Source organism: Thiofilum flexile DSM 14609 (assembly GCF_000380185.1).
Lineage (GTDB): Bacteria > Pseudomonadota > Gammaproteobacteria > Thiotrichales > Thiotrichaceae > Thiofilum > Thiofilum flexile.
Genome location: NZ_KB904746.1, coordinates 157,742 through 181,572, shown reverse-complemented (window position 1 = coordinate 181,572; position 23,831 = coordinate 157,742). Strand labels below are relative to the sequence as shown.

At 44.0% G+C, this 23,831-nt stretch carries 25 protein-coding genes; 14 read left to right on the top strand and 11 right to left on the bottom strand.

Features of this window, described 5'->3' with window-relative positions; translation table 11 throughout:
* The first annotated feature begins 250 nt into the window (after positions 1–250).
* From A3IK_RS0100835 to mutM, 9 genes are all read left to right on the top strand, one after another.
* Positions 251–1,594 carry a Na(+)-translocating NADH-quinone reductase subunit A gene (locus A3IK_RS0100835; RefSeq protein WP_020558059.1) on the top strand — a complete coding sequence of 448 codons (1,344 nt, stop codon included), beginning with the start codon at positions 251–253 and terminating at the stop codon, positions 1,592–1,594.
* Between the two features lie 3 nt (positions 1,595–1,597).
* Positions 1,598–2,827 (top strand): NADH:ubiquinone reductase (Na(+)-transporting) subunit B, encoded by a 1,230-nt coding sequence (locus tag A3IK_RS0100830; RefSeq protein WP_020558058.1) that lies wholly within the window; start codon positions 1,598–1,600, stop codon positions 2,825–2,827.
* Positions 2,824–3,633, top strand: coding sequence for a Na(+)-translocating NADH-quinone reductase subunit C (locus tag A3IK_RS0100825; protein WP_020558057.1), 810 nt, complete (start codon positions 2,824–2,826; stop codon positions 3,631–3,633). Before A3IK_RS0100830 ends, A3IK_RS0100825 begins: the two co-directional genes overlap by 4 nt.
* Entirely contained in the window at positions 3,630–4,316 is a 687-nt protein-coding gene (locus tag A3IK_RS0100820; RefSeq protein WP_020558056.1) for an NADH:ubiquinone reductase (Na(+)-transporting) subunit D, read from the top strand. The genes A3IK_RS0100825 and A3IK_RS0100820 overlap by 4 nt, the downstream gene beginning before the upstream one ends.
* A 2-nt stretch (positions 4,317–4,318) precedes the next feature.
* Positions 4,319–4,912 (top strand): NADH:ubiquinone reductase (Na(+)-transporting) subunit E, encoded by a 594-nt coding sequence (gene nqrE, locus A3IK_RS0100815; RefSeq protein WP_020558055.1) that lies wholly within the window; start codon positions 4,319–4,321, stop codon positions 4,910–4,912.
* 9 nt (positions 4,913–4,921) lie between these two features.
* Positions 4,922–6,142, top strand: a complete 1,221-nt coding sequence (gene nqrF, locus A3IK_RS0100810) for an NADH:ubiquinone reductase (Na(+)-transporting) subunit F (RefSeq protein ID WP_020558054.1) — start codon at positions 4,922–4,924, stop codon at positions 6,140–6,142.
* Positions 6,143–6,476: 334 nt separating this feature from the next.
* The gene (gene nqrM, locus A3IK_RS20620) at positions 6,477–6,725 is read left to right on the top strand and encodes a (Na+)-NQR maturation NqrM (protein ID WP_083915641.1); all 249 of its coding nucleotides are present in this window, start codon (positions 6,477–6,479) and stop codon (positions 6,723–6,725) included.
* Positions 6,726–6,780: 55 nt separating this feature from the next.
* Positions 6,781–7,200, top strand: coding sequence for a CBS domain-containing protein (locus A3IK_RS0100805; RefSeq protein ID WP_020558053.1), 420 nt, complete (start codon positions 6,781–6,783; stop codon positions 7,198–7,200).
* Between the two features lie 18 nt (positions 7,201–7,218).
* A complete protein-coding gene (mutM, locus tag A3IK_RS0100800; protein ID WP_020558052.1) occupies positions 7,219–8,034 on the top strand; it encodes a bifunctional DNA-formamidopyrimidine glycosylase/DNA-(apurinic or apyrimidinic site) lyase in 816 nt (271 codons plus the stop codon).
* Positions 8,035–8,039: 5 nt separating this feature from the next.
* Here the strand turns inward: mutM and A3IK_RS21235 are convergent, their stop codons facing one another.
* The gene (locus A3IK_RS21235; protein ID WP_020558051.1) at positions 8,040–8,201 is read right to left on the bottom strand and encodes a hypothetical protein; all 162 of its coding nucleotides are present in this window, start codon (positions 8,199–8,201) and stop codon (positions 8,040–8,042) included.
* Between the two features lie 148 nt (positions 8,202–8,349).
* Here A3IK_RS21235 and dusA point away from each other — a divergent pair, with 148 nt between their 5' ends.
* Positions 8,350–9,315, top strand: coding sequence for a tRNA dihydrouridine(20/20a) synthase DusA (gene dusA / locus A3IK_RS0100790; protein ID WP_020558050.1), 966 nt, complete (start codon positions 8,350–8,352; stop codon positions 9,313–9,315).
* Between the two features lie 159 nt (positions 9,316–9,474).
* On the opposite strand, the gene A3IK_RS0100785 is transcribed toward dusA, so the two are convergent.
* From A3IK_RS0100785 to A3IK_RS0100775, 3 genes are all read right to left on the bottom strand, one after another.
* Positions 9,475–9,669 carry a hypothetical protein gene (locus tag A3IK_RS0100785; RefSeq protein WP_020558049.1) on the bottom strand — a complete coding sequence of 65 codons (195 nt, stop codon included), beginning with the start codon at positions 9,667–9,669 and terminating at the stop codon, positions 9,475–9,477.
* 105 nt (positions 9,670–9,774) lie between these two features.
* Positions 9,775–10,458 carry a type I-MYXAN CRISPR-associated protein Cas6/Cmx6 gene (gene cas6, locus A3IK_RS0100780; RefSeq protein ID WP_020558048.1) on the bottom strand — a complete coding sequence of 228 codons (684 nt, stop codon included), beginning with the start codon at positions 10,456–10,458 and terminating at the stop codon, positions 9,775–9,777.
* A 2-nt stretch (positions 10,459–10,460) separates the two neighbouring features.
* Positions 10,461–10,661, bottom strand: a complete 201-nt coding sequence (locus A3IK_RS0100775) for a hypothetical protein (protein ID WP_020558047.1) — start codon at positions 10,659–10,661, stop codon at positions 10,461–10,463.
* 103 nt (positions 10,662–10,764) lie between these two features.
* Here A3IK_RS0100775 and A3IK_RS0100770 point away from each other — a divergent pair, with 103 nt between their 5' ends.
* On the top strand, positions 10,765–12,096 hold the full coding sequence (locus tag A3IK_RS0100770) for a polysaccharide deacetylase family protein (protein ID WP_020558046.1): 1,332 nt from the start codon (positions 10,765–10,767) through the stop codon (positions 12,094–12,096).
* Positions 12,097–12,210: 114 nt separating this feature from the next.
* Here A3IK_RS0100770 and A3IK_RS0100765 read toward each other — a convergent pair whose 3' ends face one another.
* The 4 genes from A3IK_RS0100765 to A3IK_RS0100750 form a co-directional block, all read right to left on the bottom strand.
* A complete protein-coding gene (locus A3IK_RS0100765) occupies positions 12,211–13,176 on the bottom strand; it encodes a calcium/sodium antiporter (RefSeq protein WP_020558045.1) in 966 nt (321 codons plus the stop codon).
* A 115-nt stretch (positions 13,177–13,291) separates the two neighbouring features.
* Entirely contained in the window at positions 13,292–13,930 is a 639-nt protein-coding gene (locus A3IK_RS18105; protein WP_020558044.1) for a hypothetical protein, read from the bottom strand.
* On the bottom strand, positions 13,902–14,384 hold the full coding sequence (locus A3IK_RS0100755; RefSeq protein WP_020558043.1) for a hypothetical protein: 483 nt from the start codon (positions 14,382–14,384) through the stop codon (positions 13,902–13,904). The genes A3IK_RS18105 and A3IK_RS0100755 overlap by 29 nt, the downstream gene beginning before the upstream one ends.
* Before the next feature lie 135 nt (positions 14,385–14,519).
* Complete coding sequence (locus A3IK_RS0100750; protein WP_020558042.1) at positions 14,520–16,376, bottom strand: sodium:solute symporter family protein; 1,857 nt, start codon at positions 16,374–16,376, stop codon at positions 14,520–14,522.
* A 366-nt stretch (positions 16,377–16,742) separates the two neighbouring features.
* On the opposite strand from A3IK_RS0100750, the gene glnL reads away from it, so the two are divergent.
* The 3 genes from glnL (at position 16,743) to A3IK_RS0100735 (ending at position 20,794) form a co-directional block, all read left to right on the top strand.
* Positions 16,743–17,813: a nitrogen regulation protein NR(II) gene (gene glnL, locus A3IK_RS0100745; protein ID WP_020558041.1), complete on the top strand. Its 1,071-nt coding sequence runs from the start codon at positions 16,743–16,745 to the stop codon at positions 17,811–17,813.
* The gene (ntrC, locus tag A3IK_RS0100740; protein ID WP_020558040.1) at positions 17,798–19,207 is read left to right on the top strand and encodes a nitrogen regulation protein NR(I); all 1,410 of its coding nucleotides are present in this window, start codon (positions 17,798–17,800) and stop codon (positions 19,205–19,207) included. Before glnL ends, ntrC begins: the two co-directional genes overlap by 16 nt.
* A gap of 213 nt (positions 19,208–19,420) precedes the next feature.
* Positions 19,421–20,794 carry a hypothetical protein gene (locus A3IK_RS0100735; RefSeq protein WP_020558039.1) on the top strand — a complete coding sequence of 458 codons (1,374 nt, stop codon included), beginning with the start codon at positions 19,421–19,423 and terminating at the stop codon, positions 20,792–20,794.
* 95 nt (positions 20,795–20,889) lie between these two features.
* On the opposite strand, the gene glnA is transcribed toward A3IK_RS0100735, so the two are convergent.
* From glnA to A3IK_RS18100, 3 genes are all read right to left on the bottom strand, one after another.
* Complete coding sequence (glnA, locus tag A3IK_RS0100730; protein WP_020558038.1) at positions 20,890–22,305, bottom strand: glutamate--ammonia ligase; 1,416 nt, start codon at positions 22,303–22,305, stop codon at positions 20,890–20,892.
* Between the two features lie 305 nt (positions 22,306–22,610).
* The gene (locus tag A3IK_RS0100725; RefSeq protein WP_020558037.1) at positions 22,611–22,853 is read right to left on the bottom strand and encodes a sulfurtransferase TusA family protein; all 243 of its coding nucleotides are present in this window, start codon (positions 22,851–22,853) and stop codon (positions 22,611–22,613) included.
* Between the two features lie 21 nt (positions 22,854–22,874).
* A complete protein-coding gene (locus A3IK_RS18100) occupies positions 22,875–23,828 on the bottom strand; it encodes a homoserine kinase (RefSeq protein ID WP_020558036.1) in 954 nt (317 codons plus the stop codon).
* Between the last annotated feature and the right edge of the window lie 3 nt (positions 23,829–23,831).

Here is a 23,831-nt window from a genome sequence, read left to right as displayed (position 1 = left end):
ATCAGGTATTATACGGATTGAACGGGTTTTTTAGCTTGTGTTAACGGCAAAAATGCTGCCATAATCTCTAGCCAGACAGCTTGCACAGCTCTTCTTTTAAACCCATCATCGAAGGATTCCTGTTCCAACAGTTAGCACGGTCTCGTGTACGGGTGTTTGTCTTGCGAGCTTTGAAAACGCTGGAGGTTTTACAATCTAACTCCACGCTTTGACTACCATTTTTGTAGAAAACAGGCATTGAATTAACGCAATGAAAATTAGCAAAGGTCTGGATCTGCCTCTGGTTGGTAAACCTGAGCAGAAAATATACAGCCATCAGCCAACACGAGAAGTTGCTATTCTTGGGCGTGATTTCCATGACTTACGACCTGCTATGCAGGTACAAGTAGGAGACCATGTTAAGATAGGACAAGTCGTATTCACTGATCGTAAAAATCCCCTCATTAATTTTACCGCTCCGGGCGCTGGTGTTATTAAAGCCATTAATCGTGGTGCTCAACGGGTGTTAAACTCGGTAGTCATCGAACTAGATGAAAACGAGGAAAGTGTTGAATTTCCGGCTTATACGCCTGAGCAACTCTTGACTCTAGATGAGCAGGCGATTCGTGATGAGCTACAAAGTTCAGGTGCATGGATAGGGTTTAGAACCCGACCCTATAGTAAAGTACCTGCGGCTGACATTAAACCAAGTGCTATTTTTGTAACAGCCATGGATACCCGCCCATTAGCGGCTGATCCCGCCGTCGTTATACAGCAGTATAGTGCGGACTTTAAAAACGGCTTAGCAGTGCTCTCGCGTCTAGCCCCGGTGGTATATGTGTGTTATGCCGAGGGGTCGAATATCCCTAAGGTCACATTCGATAATATTCGCTATGAATCCTTTTCAGGCCCGCATCCCGCCGGTTTGCCAGGGACGCATATCCATTATCTAGAGCCAGTTAGTGATAGTAAGACCGTTTTCTATCTCAGCGCCCAAGAAGTGATTGCTATGGGCAAACTCTTCACCACGGGAAAGGTGTGGGTAGAACGCATTATTTCTCTTGCAGGCCCTGTGATTAGCAAACCTCGTCTGATACGTACTCGTATTGGCGCGAATACCAATGACTTTGTCATGAATGAGCTCAATACCAAAGAGGATTGCCGGGTCATTTCGGGGTCGGTACTCGCAGGACATCGTGCTGCGGGTAATAGTGCCTATCAAGGACGCTATCACGAACAAGTGTCGGTGATTAAAGAAGAGCAACCGCGTTTATTTTTACATTGGCTGAATCCTTGGCTCAATCAATTCTCAGCGATTAATGTCTTCCTTAATCCCAAAGTGCGTCATGAACAGTTTTCTATGACCGCCTCGCAAAATGGTAGTCATCGCGCCATGGTTCCGATAGGGAATTATGAGCAGGTGATGCCGTTAGATATTTTGCCGACGCAATTACTACGTTCTTTATTAGTGCGCGATACGGTAATGGCTCAAGCATTGGGTGCCTTAGAGCTAGATGAGGAAGATTTAGCGCTTTGTACTTTTGTGTGTCATAGCAAATACGAATATGGCCCAGCACTACGTGAGTGCCTGCGTATGATTGAAAGAGGGGACTAGGTAGTGAAAGCATTACGTAATTTACTAGATCGTATTGAGCCTATGTTTGCGGATGGTGGGCGATTCCATAAGTACTATGGCTTATTTGAGATGGTGGATACCTTACTCTATAGCCCACCTAATAAAACTATTGGCGCACCGCATGTGCGCGATGCCTTAGATTTAAAACGGGTGATGGGCTATGTATGGTTAGCCACCTTTCCCGTGATGTTTATGGCCTGTTATAACACGGGCTATCAAGCTAATTTAGTCTTACATGACAACCCCGCGCTGCTGGCTAATCAAGAAGGCTGGCGTCATGCGATTATGAGTCTATTTGGCTATCATGTTGATAGTTTCTTTAATAACCTCTTTCATGGTTTTCTCTATTTCGTACCCATTTATATGACTACCTTTATTGTAGGTGGTATTGCTGAGGTCATTTTTGCCTTAGTACGTGGGCATGAAGTGAATGAAGGCTTTTTTGTTACTTCGATTTTATACTCTTTAACCCTACCACCGACTACACCTCTATGGATGGTGGGTTTAGGTATTCTATTTGGGGTCATCTTAGGCAAAGAAGTATTCGGTGGTACAGGTAAGAATTTCGTCAATCCAGCGCTTGCTGGACGAGCCTTCCTATTCTTTGCCTATCCTGCTTATATGTCAGGTGATACGGTTTGGGTTGCGGTAGATGGCTATTCGGGTGCTACACCCTTAGCAGTAGCTGCTGCGGGTGGGATTAATGCGGTAACTACCACAGGCTTGAGCTGGTGGGATGCTTTCATAGGCTTTGAACCAGGCTCACTTGGCGAGACTTCGGTGTTAGCGATTTTCCTCGGTGGGGCATTCTTACTCTATACTCGAATTGCTAGCTGGCGTATTGTGACCGGGGTTTTTGTCGGTATGGTATTAATGTCGACTTTATTAAACCTAATCGGTAGCTCCACCAATCATATGTTTGGGGTATCGTGGTATTGGCATCTAGTCATGGGTGGTTTTGCCTTTGGTATGATCTTTATGGCAACCGATCCCGTCACGGCGGCTCATACCGATATCGGACGCTTGTGGTTTGGCATTTTAATTGGGGTGATGGTGGTCTTGATTCGTGTGGTCAATCCTGCTTTCCCTGAGGGCATGATGCTAGCCATTCTTTTTGCCAATATGTTTTCACCACTGATCGATTATGGTGTGATGAAGCTTAATATTAAGCGTCGTGAGCAGCGCCAACAACCTAAGGGGCTGAAAGTATGAGTATTAAAGCTAAAATAGATGAGTTTTTAGCACTGCCGAATGATAGCACTAAAAAAACCGTAGGCGTTGCTTTAGCCTTGTGTTTAGTGTGTGCGGTCGCGGTATCTACCACTGCCGTTGCACTCAAACCGATTCAAGATGTTAATAAAACACTCAATCGTAAACAGAATATTATAGACATTGGTCAATTAGCACCGCCGGGAACGCCTATCGACGAAGCCTTTAAAAATGTAGAGGCAAAAGTCGTTGATCTGCAAACGGGTGAGTATGTGAATGATATTGACCCAGAAAAATTTGATGCGCGGGCGGCTGCCATAGATCCTAAGCAAAATGTGGTATTAACCCGTGAGCAGGATATAGCCTCTATTAAACGCCGTGCTAAATATGCAACCGTGTATTTGGTAAAAGAAAATGATCAGCTTAAAAAGGTTATTTTACCGGTATCTGGTTATGGTCTTTGGTCAACCTTATATGGTTTTCTTGCTCTAGAGGGCGATCTAAATACCGTAGTGGGTTTAGGCTTTTATGAGCAAGCTGAAACTGCAGGGTTAGGTGGCGAGGTCGATAATCCGATGTGGAAGGCTAAATGGCCGGGCAAGACTTTGTATGATGAGCAGGGTAATTTAGTTATTCAAGTAACTAAGACGGTAGCACCTGCGGATGATCCTCGGTCTAAACATCAGGTTGATGCCTTATCAGGTGCAACCTTAACGAGTAATGGTGTTAATAATTTATTACATTTTTGGTTAGGTAAGGATGGTTTTGGTCCTTATCTCCAAAAACTACGTAATGGAGGTGGTGCATGAGTGCATCAATAACAGCAGGATGGAATTCCGAAGTACGTAAAGTACTAATCGATCCTTTAATTACTACTAATCCCATTACTTTTCAAATTTTAGGGATTTGTTCAGCGTTAGCAGTCACAGGCTCACTAAAATCAGCTTTACTGATGTCATTAGCTTTGACCACGGTAACCGCCTTTTCTAATATGTTTATTAGTATGGTGCGTACCCAAATCCCTAATAGTATTCGTATTATTGTCCAAATGACGATTATTGCCTCTTTGGTTATTATCGTTGATCAAGTACTGACCGCCTATGCGTTTGATACTGCCAAAAAGCTCTCTGTATTCATAGGGTTAATTATTACCAACTGTATTGTTATGGGTCGTGCTGAAGCGTATGCCATGCAAAATCCACCCGTCATGAGCTTTTTAGATGGTGTGGGTCAGGGCTTAGGCTATAGCTTGATTTTGATAAGCCTAGCCATCGTGCGTGAGCTATTTGGTGCGGGAACGTTAATGGGAGTACCTATTTTAGAGGTAGTGAGCAAGGGCGGTTGGTATGTACCTAATGGCTTATTATTGCTGCCTCCAAGTGCCTTTTTCTTAATTGGTTTAATGATTTGGGCGATTCGTACCAAATACCCGGCACAACAAGAAAAAGCGGACTTCCGTATTCATGATAAACAAGCTTTAGGACATAGATAATTATGGAAGCACTATTGAGTTTGTTTGTTAAGGCGGTTTTTATTGAGAATATGGCGCTTACATTCTTCTTAGGAATGTGTACGTTCATTGCCATCTCCAAAAAAATCGAAACAGCGATTGGCTTAGGTATTGCGGTTGTTATTGTGCAAACCATTACCCTGCCGGTGAATAATTTAGTCTTTAACCTACTGAAAGAGAATGCTCTGATTGAGGGTGTTGATTTACGCTTCTTGGGTTTGATCTCTTATATCGCGGTGATTGCGGCGATTGTACAAATCCTTGAAATGTTTTTAGATCGTTATGTTCCCGCCTTGTATCAGGCATTAGGGGTCTACTTACCACTGATCACCGTTAATTGTGCCATCTTAGGGGGGACGCTCTTTATGGTGCAACGCGATTACACCTTTGTGGAAAGTGTGGTCTATGGTGTGGGTAGTGGATTTAGCTGGATGTTGGCTATTGTAATATTAGCCGGGGTGCGTGAGCGCTTGAAATACAGTGATGTACCTGCCGGGTTGCAAGGTTTGGGTATTATTTTCATTACAGTAGGGCTAATGTCATTAGGCTTTATGTCCTTCTCTGGCATTCAATTATAAGGGGAATACATGGAAACCGTTAGTATAGGTATTATTCTCTTTACCGCCATTATTATTGCATTGGTGTTCATTATTTTATACGCCCGCTCTAAATTAGTAGCTTCCGGCGATGTGCATATTTTAGTGAATAATGAGAAGGATTTAGTGGTTAAGCCGGGCATGAAATTGCTAGGCGCGTTAGCGGATAAAGGTCTGTTTGTATCCTCTGCCTGTGGCGGTGGTGGTACATGCGGACAGTGTAAAGTCAAAGTACTCGAAGGCGGTGGCACACTGCTACCAACAGAAGAGGCACATATTAATCGTCGTGAAGCAGCTTGTGGTGAGCGTTTAGCCTGCCAAGTAGCCGTTAAACAAGATATGAAAGTCGATGTGCCTGACGAAGTATTTGGGGTTAAGAAATGGCTTTGTACTGTACGCTCTAATGAAAATCGCGCTACTTTTATTAAAGAGCTAGTCTTAGAGTTACCCGAAGGCGAAACCATCGATTTCCGCGCAGGTGGTTATATTCAAATCGAGTGTCCACCTTATGAAGTAGACTTCTCCAGCTTTGATATTCCAACGAAGTTTCGGGATGATTGGGATAAATATAAGCTTTGGGATACTAAGTCGGTGGTAACCGAGCCGGTGCTACGTGCTTACTCGATGGCGAATTATCCTGAAGAGAATAATATCGTCATGTTGAATGTGCGGATTGCTACAGCACCCGGCGGACGTAACGATCTTCCACCTGGTAAAATGTCATCCTTTATCTTCAATCTGAAACCGGGCGATAAGGTCGTAGTTTCAGGGCCATTTGGTGAGTTCTTTGCCCGTAAAACGAATAATGAAATGATTTTTGTGGGTGGTGGTGCAGGAATGGCACCGATGCGCTCACATATTTATGATCAATTACGGCGTATTAAGACGGATCGCAAAATGTCTTTCTGGTATGGCGCACGTAGCCTGCGTGAAGCATTCTATGTGGGTGAGTTTGATCAACTTGCGGCTGAGAATCCTAACTTTACTTGGCATATGGGCTTGTCTGATCCTTTACCGGAAGATAATTGGAAAGGTTATACCGGCTTTATCCATAATGTCTTATATGATCATTATCTCAAGGATCACCCTGCACCTGAGGAATGTGAGTTCTATCTATGTGGGCCACCTATGATGAACTCCGCCGTGATCAATATGTTAGTAGATCTTGGTGTTGAGCGTGAAAATATTATGTTGGATGATTTTGGTGGTTAGTTAGTTTCCATCACTACCTGCTAATGGTTTTTTCAGACCATTAGTAGGGTTCTTAATGGTAAATTCAGTTGGCTTTCAAAAGTGAGTATAGTACGATCTGGCATGTATAACGCTAGGTAGCAGCAGATCAAGAATTGACCCGTTAGGAGGGGTAGGTTCTAGGAGGAGAATTTTAAAAGGGGCGAACGTTGTATTCGCCCCAACCGCTAGGAGGAGTGATTAGACTGATCTAATCAAGAGTTATAATAGCGCTTTTATTGCATTGCAGCAAATCATTTTTGTCAATATTTTTGTATTTTTTTTATACAACCCATGTTGTGGGAGTCTCTTGATTATGCTTACCTTCCTCGTTACTTTCATTATCTTCACCCTAGCCGTCGCTGCACTTTCAATTGGCTGGATTTTTAGTCAAAAATCTATTAAAGGTAGCTGTGGTGGTTTATCCTCAGTACCAGGCTTTGAAAAATCGAGTTGTTCTTGTTCAAAGCCCTGTGAAAAGCGTTTGAAACGTTTAGCGGCTGAGGCATCTGAACCATCATCGTCAACTCCATCTTCACAAGTAATTAATCGTTTAATAGATTAAGCAAGATAGAGTAATATCCCCTGACCCAAGTGACTTAAAAGGAGTGTGATCAATTATGTCTAAAGTACCTACTTTGGTTCGTGATTATATGTCGTCGAAAGTAGCGACCTTGCGTGAAGATCAAAATGTGCGTGAAGCAGTGGAGGTTTTTACCCAGTATAATGTCTTTAGTGCGGTAGTATTAAATAATATTGGTAATCTAGTCGGTATTGTCTCGGTATCAGATTGCATTCATGTCGCGATGAACTCAGGCTATAATAGCGGTTGGCGCGGTACCGTTGGCGAACTTATGTCGCGTGATGTGCGAGTCGTTGAGACCACCGATAATATTATTAATGTTGCGAAAATGTTTATGTCCGATAACTATCGCCGCTATCCTGTGATTGATGATAATCGAGTCGTCGGCGTTATTACACGCTTAGATGTGCTGAAAGGCCTCAATAAAATTGTCAATAGCTCTCAAATTCCTGTATAGCGCCTTGCTCTAGGTTTTATGCCAGAATTACCAGAGGTCGAGACGACCTGTCGAGGTATTGCCCCCTATTTGCAGTCTAGTCAGATTATTGCGGTTGAAGTACGCCAGCCTCGGTTACGCTGGCCGGTATCGGAGCAATTGCCTCAAATAGTCGGGCAAACCATTCAAACGATTGAGCGGCGGGCTAAATATATTCTCATTCATACCCTACGCGGCACCCTAATGATCCATTTAGGCATGTCGGGTAGTTTACGTATTTGCACTTTAGATACCCCACCTCGTAAGCATGACCATATCGATTTTGTGCTAGCCAATGGCAAAGTATTGCGCTTTCACGATCCAAGGCGTTTTGGCGCGGTATTGTGGACAACGGAGCCACCAGCAAAGCATCCCTTATTAGCTAAATTAGGTATTGAACCGTTAGAGGCTGGTTTTACCGCTGACTATTTATGGACACGGGCGCAAGGTAAAAAAGTTAGCATTAAAGCCTTTATTATGGATGCTCATATAGTCGTAGGAGTGGGTAATATCTATGCTAATGAGGCGCTATTCTTAGCCGGTATTAACCCTCAAACCGTTGCTGGAACGCTTGCAAAAGCTGCCTATGAGCGTTTATGCACATATATTAAACAAGTCCTAACTGCCGCGATTACTCAGGGTGGAACGACTTTAAAGGATTTTGTGCGCGAAGAAGGGCAAAGTGGGTACTTTCAATTGGCACTCAATGTTTACGGGCGTAAAGGACAACCCTGTGTGCAGTGTAAGACACCTATCGTACAGATTAAGCAAGGGCAACGCTCAAGCTGGTACTGCCCTCACTGTCAACCGTTATAACGGGTTTAACTATGCGAGGGATCAATAATACCCCGTGAAATTAATTGGCGCATCATTTGCCGCTTAATACCTCGTTGCATTCCGACATCGACACCAACACGATAAAAAATAAGACAGGGCAATGCAATGACTATTAGCCCAATGAGATAATAAGTTAAATCACCCATAATCTAATCCTAATTATGATTGTTTGTTATGTAGAATCTATGGCGGTTACCTTAGCGCCATGATCCTGAATGGAAGATTAGTGCTAGACCTTATTTAGCATTCCTCCTACAGTATGGCCTTTTTTAGTGATTCTATTGCTGATTAAGTATGAACCATCGTTTTACTGTTGCCCCGATGTTGGACTGGACAGATCGCCATTGTCGTTATTTTCACCGCTTATTAACCACTCAGGCGGTGCTGTATACCGAAATGGTGACAACAGGTGCGCTCATTCACGGTGATACTCAGCGCCATTTACAGTTTGATCGGGCAGAACATCCGCTAGCTTTACAGTTAGGGGGGAGTGAGCCTGCCCTAATGGCACAATGTGCTCAACTAGCAGAGCAAGCCGGCTACTATGAGGTTAATATCAATGTGGGTTGCCCGAGTGAGCGCGTACAGAAAGGGGCTTTTGGGGCTTGCCTCATGGCAGAGCCTGAACTGATTGCCGCCAATGTACAAGCGATGCAGGCCGCTACTACCCTACCTATTACCGTCAAACATCGTATTGGTATTGATGATCAAGAAGACTATGCAGCTATGCACCACTTTGTACAAACCGTGGCGGCAGCAGGTTGTAAAACTTTTATTGTCCATGCCCGCAAAGCATGGCTAAAGGGGCTAAGCCCAAAAGAAAACCGGGAAATTCCTCCCTTACGCTATGAGTTAGTCTATCAACTAAAACAAGATTTACCCGAACTAGACATTATTATTAATGGCGGTATCACAACCTTAGAACAGTGTCTGGAGCATTTAAACTATGTTGATGGCGTTATGATAGGGCGGGAGGCATATCATAATCCGTGGCTATTAGCACAAGTTGACCCGCTCCTGTATGCAGTACCTGCAAGATTTACTAAGCGTAAGCAGGTGCTAACGGCCTATCTAGACTACATCGAGCAACAACTTAGCCTAGGAGTGCCTTTACAACATTTGACTAAACCTATTTTAGGACTCTTTCAAGGTTTGGCAGGTGCTAAACGTTTTAGACGCCATATTAGTGAGCAGGCGCATAAAAAAGAGGCGGATATTCGCGTGGTGATGCAAGCCATGAGTTATGTGAGCGAGGATTGAAACGGTGGTGTCGCCCTTGAGCAAGCGTAGGCGGGTATTTCTTCCGCAGCCGCTGTGAATACCTCCCTGTACGCTACAAGGCGGCATCCCTGCCGCCAAGACTGCTCCAGAAATACCCGCCTATGCTTGCTTTTGTATGCTTCGACAGGATGTAGGGACTTATTTCCAGAAATTCGCTTCTTGTGAAGCAAGCTCACGTACTTCAGCGGCTAATTGGGTATAGCGTTCTCGATAGGTTTGCCACTCACCTACATAATAGTCTTCAGCATTAAATTCACCTGAGTGTTCGTAAGCAATGAATTTAGACTGCATAGCTAGCATTTCTTGAATCAATTCTTGTTTGCGTGTGCTCATTGTCGTTAATCTCTTAGTGATAGACTACCTAGCAGCATAAATCGCATATACCGCTATGCCTACTCCTCAATGGGGATAGGGTAATCTGTTTAACGCAGGAGGGATTTAGCTATTCTGAGCTTGAATACCTTTATGCGGCAGGAGGATCCCACAGCCCATGAGGCGCTCTGTGCCTAGGCCATATTGCTGTAATTTAATTGAGGTAGCGTGATCTAGGTCGGCGAGCATTAATTGCCGCGTGAGCAGCGGGTGTTGAGGGTGGTATAGATAATGGGATTTACCGCAGAGCATTTTTTTTATGTTAACCCCCGTAAGTTGTTGAATCTCATCTGCCATCCGTTGTAGCAATTGCTCCTCTGTTTCATTCGGTAAACAAGCAATATAACGCGCAAAGACGACCGCTTGATGCTGTAAGTGCCGCACCTTGGCTGCCCCTAGGGTGAGGGTATAAGAGTCTAACAGAAGGGTCTGTCCGGTTAGTTGCTGGGCTTGTGCGAGGCGCGTGTTGGGTAGGCGCAAATAGAGTTTCGTACGATGTGAGGGAATAAGGACTTGTTCCTGATGGTGATCAGGGCGCATCCAGCCATTACTACTCTCGGCTACATGAATCGAGTGAATACGAGCTAGAGGCTCCTCGGCAAGCCAAGGTAATATGGTTAGTAACGCGGTTTGTAATGCCCAAGCATGATCAATAGGGAGCTGTTTACACTGCATGGTAAACCCTAGATCAACAACTTCATCAGACACCGTATGCGGTTGGGGTTTTGTATCTTCTTCTTGCCAAAACATTATTAGCGCCCTGCCTCCATAAAAGCTTGTTCTAATTGTTCATACCAATCCTCTGGACGATCGTGATAGGCTGGTGGTTCTATATCAATTTGAAAGTGTAATTGACCTGTTGCTATAGCCATGGCCTGAATCGTTTGTTTTAATACGGCAAAGGTCAGAATTTCATCACCTGAGCGTAATAATATCTCGCTGAGTACTAACATAGCGCTTACCTCCTGCTATAAAAGTGATTGAAACGGTTTGAATAAACATTGTCCATAGTCTATTAGCAATAGAGATAGTTCTATTAAATCCAAGGAAGTGAGCATGGCAGATCAAAGTGGAAGTTGGTGGCAAATATTACTCGGCAAGTTAGGAATACAACCTGTTACTTCACCGCAACCCTCAAACACGGCTGACACAGCAGCCCTAAGTCCAGAAGAGGCTCAAGCCTATGAGGACTTAAGAAATAGCCTTAATGTGGTATTTGATAACGAGTCTAATAGAGAACCAACGGCTGCTGAGACGAGTGTTACAGAAAGCACCTTGCGTTCGGCGGAGGCTCCTACTCTGCGGGCTGTACCTCTCCCTATCAGTCGTCCCGGGCAGCTATTAAACCTACCCGACCCTAAAGGTATTGCACGTTATACTATTACGGGGCGCGTCTGGCCTAATAATCTTGGTGAAGCCAGTATTTGTATGTGGAAGGACGATAAGTTAGCCGCTTTTAGTCTGACGATTGATGATAACCATATACAAGATCATCCGTTTTGGACACAACTCTGCGATGAGTTTGGCTTTAAGGCCACTTGGTTTGTTATTGGCAATCAGGTTAGCTGGCAAAATGAAAGTTGGGCGAATTGGCAAGCGTTATTAAATGCAGGGCATGATATTCAATCACATGGTTATAGCCATCTATGCGATGCGATGTTTTATATCCAGCGTGAGTATAGGCAGTCGGTTGAAGTCATGATGGATAATTTAAAAGATGCTCAGGTGGTAACACACGCTTATCCCTTTGGGTTTAAAACTAATAAAGTCGGTTCAAGGTGCGAGTGTATTAAAACACTCAATGATCGTGCTGAGGCTGCCAAATATTTCCTAGCAGCACGTGATGTAATTGGAGCGATTGCGGCTATTAATAAAGTTGATTTTATGGCTGTCCCTTCGATTAGTAATTTACGCAACTTTTTTAATAGCACAACGACTTTTGCTTATTTTGATAGTATTTTTGATGTGAATAATAAAATCAATTATCGCGCTTGGTATTGTGGTCATATGCACCATTTGCCGGATCAAGCGACTAAAGATTATATGCGTCAAGTATTCCAACATTTAAAAAAGAAGTCAGCCGATGTTTGGGTGGGTACTTTTACTCAAATCGCTAAATACGCTCAACAGTATGCAACTGCAAAAATTAGCAATTTAACCGTGCAAAATAAGCAAATCCGCTTTGAAGTCACAGATCAAATGTATGATGGGTGGTTTAACTTCCCCCTCACGATTAAAATCCGTTTAGATACCTCATGGGGCACAAATCTTAAAGCCGTGCAAAATGGTAAAATAATACCAGTACAGGTCATTACTTATGTCGGTGCGCCTTATGCGCTAGTAGATGCTGTACCCGATGCGGGTTTAGTGATAGTAACGCCAGCTTAGTGAGCGTTAGTTATCAGCCAAAAGCACCCTGTCTCTGTCAGATTGAGTACAGTAATACCGTACTCAATCTGCATATCTGCTACTGTGTATGAAGCGCTAATCAGCTTAATAAACCTACAGTACCGATTTAATCAGCCAGCCGGTATAAATCAGGTAAATCGCTAGTAAAACTCCACCCTCGATACGATTAATTTGTCCACGTTTATGCACACCATAACCAAAAATAAACAATAAAATCGTTAATCCCAACATTAATGTCCAATCACGAGTCAGCACTTCACTCGCTACAGTAATCGGGTGAATAGCCCCAGCAATACCGACGACACCTAAGGTATTAAATAAGTTAGACCCTACTATATTACCCACAGCAATATCATGTTCATTTTTACGTGCGGCAATAATCGAGGTGGCTAACTCAGGGAGGGACGTACCTAATGCAACAATGGTCAGACCGATAATAAGATCACTAACCCCTAATTGCTGCGCGATATTAACAGCACCCCATACTAATAAACGCGAGCTAATAATTAATAAGAGTAGCCCTATAATTAACCATACCCAAGCTTGTTTTTTGCTCATGGTTTGATTTTCAAGCTGGTGTTCGGTATCAAGCGCTAACTCATCTGAGGTTTTATTACGATCTAGATAAATAGACCAACCGATTAATCCGGCAAAGATAACTAATAATAAGCCAGCATCTAAACGGCTAATATTACCATCCGAAATGATCCATCCGCTTAATAAAGTCACTATTAATAAAACAGGTAACTCTTTGCGAATAATACTAGAATTAACCATAATAGGAGCGATTAAGGCGGTAATACCCAGAATAGCGGCAATATTAAAAATATTAGAGCCATAGGCATTACCTAATGCTAATCCCGGACTACCATCGAGTGCGGCAATAGCTGACACCACCATTTCGGGGGCAGAAGTGCCAAACCCCACAATTAACATGCCAATTAATAAGGGTGACATACCCATGTATTTAGCCGTGTTAGCAGCGCCATCCACAAAGCGGTCAGCACTCCACACTAAAATAATCAATCCTAAGACAATTGCTGCAAGCGATAACAGCATAATAAACTCCCGTGATAGTAACAGGGTATTATTATGTCAGAATCCCTATTAGGCCAGTATAAAGCTACTATTTTTAGGTATTTGTCTATATACAGAGCGCTAAAAAGGGGGTGATTTAAGAAGGATGTTGGTAGTCGTCTTCTAGTCTATAGTCGTAATCATCCGTTTGGTTGAGTGTATAAGGGTCTAAAATGACCAGCTCCTGAGTTTGGGGACGACGCATGAGATTATCGCCATGTAAGTCCCACTCAATATAATCTTGGTTTTCACGAAAATAGCGACATAGTTGACGAATATCTTGTGCGAGTACCAGACCATATTTCTCTTCGATCCACTCAAGGGTGAGATGACGTTTTGCCTCATCGAGCCAATTTAACCCATGCACCCGATTAGTAAAAAATTGCTCGTCTGCTTCGGAGAGATGAGTGAGTTTTTCCATGATATAGATTAAGCGATAATCTGGTTCTTCATGGGTGCGGAGTTGAATAATATCAGGATTAAGCACTTCGTTTTTGAAACCGTCTAATACACCTAATAAGGTAAAAGCGGGAGTGCTTTGAATATGTTTATGTTTAATAGCATCGCGATAGTATTCTAAACCTAGGGAGAATTTTTCTAGAATGACATAATCGCCATGATCATAAACATTAGTCAGAAAAGTATTCATACATTTTTCGCAAAAGATCTGCTCAAAGTCATTTGCTAAAAAACGTTCTAATAAGCCCTCAGTGGGGATTGTTATAGGTGATGCCATTTTGCCTCAATAACGCGCAGCCTTCTTTGCAGATTGCTGGGAAATAATCATCAAGCCATAAGTGTACATCGATTTTATGGCGTTTGAGAAAGGCTTGTTTGGCATACCCATCGGTGGCATAGATAGAGATGTCATGGCGCTCTAGGGCGTGGCGTATTTCGGTCAGGTTATCTAGGCTGGGAGAGCGTAGGGTACAGATGATGGGAGTCCAGCCATATTGTTGATAGGTATCAATGAGTTGTCGATAAAATACTAGGTCAGCGGTGATGGTATTATCCCAATCAATCGCTACAATTTTTGAGCGTGGCTTATCTAGTAAGGCATACACATCAATAGTAAAAGCATCATAGTATTGGGTTAAGGCATGACAAGCAGATTGTTGAATAGCGTGTAAAAGCAGCTCATAAGCTGAGGTGTGAGTGTTTTGATAGTAAAATGTAATGGGCATCTGCATGTTATCTATCTCCTCCTGAGAATTAGAATTTTAATAGCTCTAGGGAGATAACTCAAAAGGAATTTACGGGAGTCATTTAACCATGCTAGCTAAATGACTCCTACAGATTAAGCCCTTATTTTGTCATAGGACTAGCTATCGTGCTGGGGCGTGCATTTCATCAATAAGATGCTGGGTTCCTTGTGGAATAGGGGGAGTCAGAGCGGATACGGTGAAGGCTACCGCAATATTAATTACAGCACCCACCACGCCAAAGGCCTCTGGTGCAATACCCCATAACCAATATTGAGCCGTATTAGGTGCCATGGCGGTTTCGGGAATAAATCCCCAGCCTTTAAACCAAATAATATAGGCAACAATTACCACAAATCCGGCAAGCATGCCGCTAATCGCGCCATATTTATTGATTCGTTTGAAAAAGATACCCAGCCATAGGGTAGGAAAGAGGGAAGCTGCCGCTAAACCAAAGGCAAAGGCTACCACCTCTGCCGCAAAGCCGGGCGGTTTGAGTCCCCAATAACCTGCCATAAGAATAGCCAGCGTCATGGCAATGCGCCCAATCATTAGCTCAGCTTTTTCACTCAAATCTGGCTTGAGCACCGATTTAACTAGGTCATGGGAGATGGCTGCGGCAATAGTGAGCAATAAACCCGCCGCCGTCGAGAGAGCCGCTGCAATCGCTCCAGCAACCGTGAGAGCGACTAACCAATTGGGCATCGCCGCAATTTCAGGAGTTGCTAACATAATCATATCGTTAGGCAACACTAGCTCATTACCTTTCCAGCCATACTGTGGGAAGGGGCTTTGCTCATGTGCTTGTTGGGAGGCGATTAAATTGGCTTTGGCTTGAGCAATTTGGGTCTCCGTGCCAGAAGCGCTAATTTGTTTAAGTTTGGCTTCATTTTGACTTAAGCCCTTATCATCATAATATTGAACGAGGCCATCCTGATTTTTATCATCAAACTCAATGAGGCCGATCTGCTCCCAAGTAAACATCCAATTGGGTCTATAGTCATACACTAAATTAGCCTCTGGCTGACTAGGTGGTTTAAGTTGAATCGCATCAGTAATATCAAGCCGTGCCATAGCGCCTACCGCAGGAATAGTGGTATAGAGAATGGCAGTAAACAATAAAGTCCAACCCACTGAACTACGTGTCCCGCGTACCGTGGGAACAGTAAAAAAGCGCACAATGATATGCGGTAATCCGGCGGTACCCATCATTAGTGTCAAAGTTAATAACACCATATTAAATTTATTAACATCAGTACTGGTATAGGCTTTAAAACCGAGATCCGTAATAGCTTGGTCTAGTTTATCGAGCACATACAGAGAAGGATCGCTGCTTAAATGGCTGGCTAGACCTAGTTGAGGTATTACTTGCCCGGTGAGTTGAATAGAAAGAAAAATAGCAGGAATAGTATAAGCAAAAATTAACACGACATATTGAGCAATTTGAGTATAGGTAATCCCCTTCATACCTCCCATTACAGCATAAATAAAGATAATAGCCATACCTATTAATAATCCTTGCTCAACAGATAAATCTAAAAAGCGAGCAAAGATCACACCGACCCCTTTCATTTGCCCTATAACATAGATAATAGAAATAGTTAATAGGCAAACTACAGTAATTAAGCGTGCAGTATTGGAGTAATAGCGCAACCCAATAAAACCCGGAACGGTAAACTGTCCTAGTTTACGTAAATAAGGCACAATTAATAAGGCAAGTAAGACATAGCCTCCCGTCCAGCCCATAATAAACGCTGAACCCTGATAACCACTAAAAGCTAAAATACCTGCCATAGAAATAAAAGAGGCAATTGACATCCAGTCGGCGGCGGTTGCCATGCCATTAGCTATGGGGTGAATACCCTTATTAGCCACATAAAATTCGCTCGTTGTCCCAGCACGCGCCCAAATGGCAATCGCCAAATACAAGCCAAAACTAATCCCAACGATAATGTATATCCAAAGCTGCAAATCACTCATGCTATCCATCCTTGCATCGGTGAAAGTTACTAATGTCCCTCAAAAAGCCCAACAAAGCGGTGTGGGTCTGAATACTTTTTATTAATTATAAGATAGAAAAAAATGAGTGCGCGGTGAGAGTCGTACTTTAGTGATAATTATTTGTATGTTTAACATAGGGTTATGATAGCTTGATAAATGGAGCAGATCGTGGGTATGCAAAATGAGATAGTAATGCTCAAAAAGAGTGCTCTACTAGGGCTAAACTTTGATAGAGCAAGCTTATAACGCTTAGCATAGTTATAAGATCTGAGATATGGCGTGATACTTGCATCGGATAAGGCAAAATCACCTAGCTAATGCATACTTAAAATAGGTAAGTCCTTAATGAGAGTAATCAATGATCTGCTGAATATTATGACCAGCGCTATTGTGGTCTTAGATCATAATCTGCATATCACCTACATGAATCAATCAGCAGAAGTATTATTAGGACAAAGTGTCCAACGTTCTTTGAAGCACCCCTTCTTACAGTTAGTAAAGGGTGACGCCTTTGCTGAGCAATTACAGTTAGCCCGTGGTCTGCGCGAACCTCATGTGATCCGTGAGTGTGCGGTTGATTTAATCGGTTTAGAAAATATTACCGTCGATTGTATTGTGACCCCACTCTTGGATGCCGACGAGGGTGAGCTGCTTCTAGAGCTATGGCGCGTTGATCGCCAGCTTAGAATTGTACGTGAAAAACAGCTACTTACTCAGCAGCAAGCCATCCATGAAATGATCAGAGGGATTGCCCATGAAATTAAAAACCCCTTAGGTGGATTAAGAGGTGCTGCTCAATTATTAGAAAGCGAGCTACCCGATCCCGCCTTAAAAGAATATACCCAGATCATTATTACCGAAGCCGATCGCTTGAAACGCTTAGTCAATAATATGCTCGGTCCTCGTCAGATCCCGAATATGGAGTGGGTGAATATTCATGAGGTGTTAGAGCATGTGCGTCATCTAGTCAGCAGCGATAGCACTAATCAAGTGCAGTTTGAGCTGGATTATGATCCGAGTATTCCCGATGTCATGATTGATCGCGGGCAGCTTATTCAGGTATGCCTCAATATAGTGAATAATGCGGTGCGTGCCACGCACTATAAAGGGACAGTGTGGTTACGTACGCGTGTCATACGTCAATTTACCATTCGTCAAGAACGCCATCGTCTAGTTCTGAAAGTTGAGATTGGTGACGATGGTGAGGGCATATCTGAACATTTACGCGATAAATTATTTTTGCCGATGGTCAGTGGCTATGCCGATGGGACGGGGCTGGGTTTATCTATCGCGCAATCCATTATGCGTCAATACGGTGGAGTTATTCACCACGAATCAGAGCCGGGCAATACCTGGTTTTCTATCTTAATCCCTTACTCATACGGCAAGGAGAAAGCCTTATGCCCGAAAACATGATTTGGATTGCCGATGATGATCGCTCGATCCGTTGGGTATTAGAACGTGCCCTACAGCGTGCGGATATGAAAGTACGCAGCTTTGAAAGTGGTGATCAAGTACTCGCAGCCCTGCGCCAACAACAACCCATTGCGCTATTGACCGATATTCGTATGCCCGGTTTGGATGGCATTGGTTTATTAGAACGTATGCAGCGTGACTATCCCAATATCCCCGTCATTATTATGACCGCGCATTCCGATCTCGATAGTGCGGTATCGGCTTATCAAGGAGGCGCTTTTGAGTATTTACCCAAGCCCTTTGATGTCAATGAAGCGGTCGATTTAGTACGCCGGGCGAGCCATGTCTATGATAAGGCCGTACCTAAGCCTATTGATAATGACATGTTGGTATCGCGCGATATTATTGGTCAATCACCCGCGATGCAGGATGTATTTCGGGCTATCGGGCGCTTATCTAAATCCAGTATTACGGTATTGATTACAGGGGAGTCCGGGACAGGTAAGGAGTTAGTCGCGAAGGCACTACATACCCATAGCCCGCGTGCGAATAAGCCCTTTATTGCCCTCAATACGGCTGCGATTCCGCGCGAATTATTAGAGTCAGAACTCTTTGGGCATGAAAAGGGGGCTTTTACCGGAGCCTATGCCCAGCGTAAAGGGCGCTTTGAACAGGCTGATGGCGGGACTTTATTCTTAGATGAAATCGGTGATATGCCTGCCGAGTTACAGACACGCTTATTGCGGGTATTAGCTGAGGGCACCTTTTATCGCGTCGGTGGGCATACGCCAGTACAGGTCGATGTAAGGATTATTGCTGCAACCCACCAAAAGCTAGAAGAGTTAGTCCGTAAGGGCATCTTTCGGGAGGATTTATTTCATCGCTTGAATGTGATCCGAATTCATAATCCGCCCTTGCGTGAGCGACGCGATGATATTCCCCTATTGCTGGTGAATTGCCTCCATCGAGCCGCAGAAGAGTTACAGGTGGAGACGAAAACGCTCTCTACCGCCGTCTGTGAGTATATGCAGACCTTGCCATGGCCTGGCAATGTGCGCCAATTAGAAAATACCTGTCGCTGGTTGACCGTTATGGCTTCGGGTCAAGAGGTCGTCATGGATGATCTACCTACTGAGCTGCGCTACATTGATCCCCCGAATCAAAATGTAGAAATTCCCGCTGATTGGAGTAAAGCCCTAGCACATTATGCTGAGCATCGCTTAAATAATGGTTCAAAAGCGTTATTAGATGAATTATCCCCTGTTTTCGAACGCGTCTTATTACAAGCGGCATTAAATAAAACCGGCGGGCGCAAAATTGAAGCAGCCGAACTATTAGGGTGGGGGCGTAATACCTTAACCCGTAAATTAAAAGAATTAGGTATTGAGGAGTGATGGGTTAGTGATAAGACTGGCTAGGTTGAGGAGGTTAATACGCTTTTGCCGTTTATCTTGTGTAGTAGAGCATTAATCGGTTATTTCCCTTAGATTCGGGTATTTATTTTATTTTCTTCTAGCCTCATAACCATAAGCTTGGCGTATAGAGTGTGCGTTGGGTTTAAATTATTTAAAGGTTAATAAATAATCAGCGGTTATAGGATACAGAAAATGGATACAACTACCGGTCTAACTACCCTCAATGCGACTACCCCTACTACTACGGGTACGGGTGGTACAACAACAGCGACACCTAGTTCTACAGATGTGTCACAGTTTTTAACAGCAATGGGTATGCCTGCAGATGCTTCGGCATTAAGTGGTGAAGAGTCAGCTACCTTACAACAAGTGATGAGTATGGCTCAGCAAGCCGGTATTGATCCTAACACCTTAGCCACTATGGCGGCTCAGGCTGGCGGGACTGGTACAACTGCTACAGGGACAACTGCAGCGGCAGATACTGCAGCAGCAACCGCAGCAGGTGCTACGACAGCGGCAGCCGCTGCTAATCAGGATATGCCTGTTTCTAGTGCGCCGGTTACAACAACAGATGCTGTTCTCTTGAGTGCAGCTAATCCTACAGCAACTAGTACTTTGACAAATCCTGTAGCCTCTAATACGACAACCACTGGAGCAGGTACAGGCACAGGGGCAACTGCTACTAGTTCTACAGGTCAGTTAGATGCACTTTTAGGTAGTGTCGGTGGTGTAAATGGCCTAAAAAGCATGTTAAGTGCTTTAGGTATCGATAGTGCCACTGTTGACAGTTTGGTTAATGGTATTGCATCAGGTGATGCCAATGCGATTAATTCCTTAATGAATATCTTAAGTGGCACTAGTAGCACAGCTACTGGTACAGCAGGTGTAGGTACAACTACAGGGACTGCTGGAACAGGTTCAACTACTACTGCAACTGGAACAGGAGCAGGCACAGCTGCTACTAACGCTGGAACAGGTACAGGCGAGCTAAATGCCCTATTAAGTAGTGTTGGTGGGGTAAATGGTTTAAGTAGCTTATTGAGCGCCCTTGGTATTGATAGCAATACTATTAATAGTCTAGTCAATGGTTTAGCATCGGGTGATGTGAATGCCATGAATAGCTTAATGAGTCTTTTAAACTCTGCTAATGGTGCAACTGGTTCTACTAGTGGAACAGGGGTGCCCAATAGCTCGGTGAATGGTAATGCTCCTATTGGGGGTAATATGCCAGTGAATGCTAACCCTCCAGTGAGTGCTAACCCTCCAGTGAGTGCTAACCCTCCAGTGGCTGCTAATCCTCCAGTAAGTGCTAATCCTCCAGTAAGTGCTAATCCTCCAGTGAGTGCTAATCCACCAGTGGGTGTTAATCCCCCAGTGAATGGTAATGCTCCTATCGGTGGTAACGTTCCGGTCGACGGTGGTGGTAGAGGTTCACATGGTGGTCATTGGGGCAGAGGCCATGGCGGCTGGGGTGGTGGTATGGGCTGGGGTTTTAATATCCAAGTATCCTTCCCAGGTAGTCATGGTGGTTGGGGTGGCGGGATTAGAGGTGGCAGATTCTGCTAATCTTTAAAATACGCAGGGTTTGAAATACCCCAGCAATAAAAAACCCCGCAATTAAAGCGGGGTTTTTTATTAAGGAGCTGAAAAGCTAAAGTGCATTAGCAGCTATAGTACATTTCAAACTCAACCGGAGCCGTAGTCATACGGAAACGAGTCACTTCAGCCATTTTCAGTTCAATATAGGCATCAATCATTTCGTTAGAGAATACGCCACCGGCTGTTAAGAACTCACGATCTTTATCTAAAGCATCTAATGCCATATCTAAAGAGTGGCACACTTTAGGAATGAGTTTGTCTTCTTCTGGTGGGAGATCGTATAGATCTTTGTCCATTGCCTCACCCGGATGGATTTTGTTTTTAATACCATCCACACCCGCCATCATTAAGGCAGCGAAAGCGAGATAAGGATTAGCACTAGGATCTGGGAAACGTACTTCAATACGGCGACCTTTAGGGCTAGAGACGAAAGGAATACGGATAGACGCAGAACGGTTACGTGCTGAGTAAGCTAACATAACAGGGGCTTCAAAGCCGGGTACTAAACGTTTGTAAGAGTTGGTGCCTGGATTACAGAATGCATTTAACGCTTTAGCGTGTTTAATAACCCCACCGATATAATACAGTGCAGTTTCAGATAAACCTGCGTACTCGTCGCCTGCGAAGGTGTTCACACCATCTTTCGCTAAAGACATATGAACGTGCATACCAGAACCATTATCACCTACGATAGGTTTAGGCATGAAGGTTGCTGTTTTGCCATATTGATGGGCAACGTTATGAATGACGTATTTTTGACGTTGAGTCCAGTCAGCGCGTTCTACCATAGTGGTGAAGCGTGTACCAATCTCGCATTGACCGGCATTAGCTACTTCGTGGTGATGAACTTCAACCGGAACGCCGACTTCTTCAAGGATATTACACATAGTCGCGCGAATATCTTGGAAAGAATCAACAGGTGGCACTGGGAAGTAACCGCCTTTTACGACCGGACGGTGACCCATATTGCCTTCTGGGTATTTTTTAGCTGAGTTCCATGCGGCTTCAACAGAGTCGATTTTGACGAAGGTGCCGCTCATATCGGTGCCCCAACGGACATCATCGAAAATGAAGAATTCAGGTTCTGGACCAAAGTATGCAGTATCAGCAATACCGGTTGATTTTAAGTAAGCTTCTGCGCGTTGTGCGATAGAACGTGGGTCACGCTCATAACCCGACATGGTAGCAGGATCAACGATCGTGCAAGTCAGGTTAATGGTCACATCTTGGAAGAAAGGATCAATGAATGCACTGTTGGGATCTGGCATCAGAATCATGTCGGATTCATTAATGCCTTTCCAACCAGCAATAGAGGAACCATCGAACATTTTGCCGTCAACGAAGGTATCTTCACTGACTTGATGAACGGGTGCAGTCACATGGTGTTCTTTACCACGGGTATCCGTAAAACGAAAATCAACGTACTTCGCATCACTTTCCTTAATCAGGTTCATGACGTCTTGAGCCGTTTTAGCCATGCTGGTCTCTCCTAAACTAGAGCAATCTAAATAACAAATAAAGAACTGACAGTTCGATCCAAAGCCCTTTTATAAGGCACAGAGCAAGCTTGCTGTGACTTTTTATTAGGCTGCCTTAATCACAATAACGAATTAAAGCAATATATATGCCAAGCACTGAAAGTCGCTAATCAAATGCTTGAGCATGATACTCAATTAAACGAAGCACATTATAAGTGCATTATTACAATGTGATGCACACTATAAGTGCTTTTAGGCTTAATCTAAGCTGAGTAGGGCAGTAATAGTGCCTACTATCGATGCCCTTAAGTCTTTTGTCCGGTGATGAGGGTAATGTGATATTCACCTTCAACGGTTTCCGTATTAATAACCGTATGACCATGAATGCGTGCCCATGCTGGAATATCATGCAATGCCCCCGGATCGGTGCATAATACCTTAATGATTTGTTCAGCGGGTAGTGGGGCGATGGCATCTTGAGTGCGAATGACGGGTAAGGGGCAAAGCAAGCGACGGGCATCAACAATAATTTCAGCAGGCGTAGACATAACAACCTATTCATGTAAGGTTTATAAAGTTCGCCAGTGTGCCTCAAGTCGTGGGGTAGCTTCAATGATGCTCAGGAGTTTAATTTTAAATTCATTAGGATCTTTTAAAAAAGTTAAAGCTCCCGCTGGGGGAGAGCGCTGGGAGAGGGTACGCGATAACCAAAAACGTAAGGCGGCAGCTCGCATGGCTCCTACTATAGTGCGGCGCTCAATGGGGATGAGTTGACGCACACTTTGATAGCCTTTAAGGCAAGCACTGAATCGTTGGGGCTGGAGTTGATCGTTGTCATAGCACCAGTCATTAATAATAATCGCTAGGTCATATATCCAAGCGTCATAGCAGGCATAGTATAAATCAATAATGCCAGTTAAGTGATTGTCTATCCCTAAGGCATTATCACGGAATAGATCCGCATGAATCGTACCCTGTGGTAAAGCGCTCCAATCTAATTGTGCTTGATAGCGCAGTTCGGCTTGTAAAATCTCTCGCTCAGGTTTGGGAAAATCATTAAGCAGGGCTAAACCTGTCTGCATGCGCCACTGATGCCCTCGATCGGGTGCGCGATAGAGGGGAAAGTGTTGAGCGCTAAGGTGCATCCGTGCTAACCACTGCCCTAATTCATAGCATTGTTGATTGCTAGGCGTTTGAATGGTAGTACCTGATAAGCGTTGCACTAACGCAGCCGGTTTCATTTTAAGGTGAGACAGTAGCTGGCCTTGATGCGTAGGAAATGGGCGAGCAGTTGGAATACCACGCTCAGCCCAAAACTGCATGAGCTGTAAAAAGTACTCTAGTTGGTGTGCAGGGTGTTGCTCAAATAGCGTGAGTACGAAAGCACCTTGCGAGGTCGTGACGAAATAGTTGGTATTTTCAATGCCAGACAAGATACCTTGATAATCTATCAATGTACCGACCGCATACTGATCTAAAAACGCTATTAATTCGTCACGAGTAATACTGGTATAGACCGACATAAA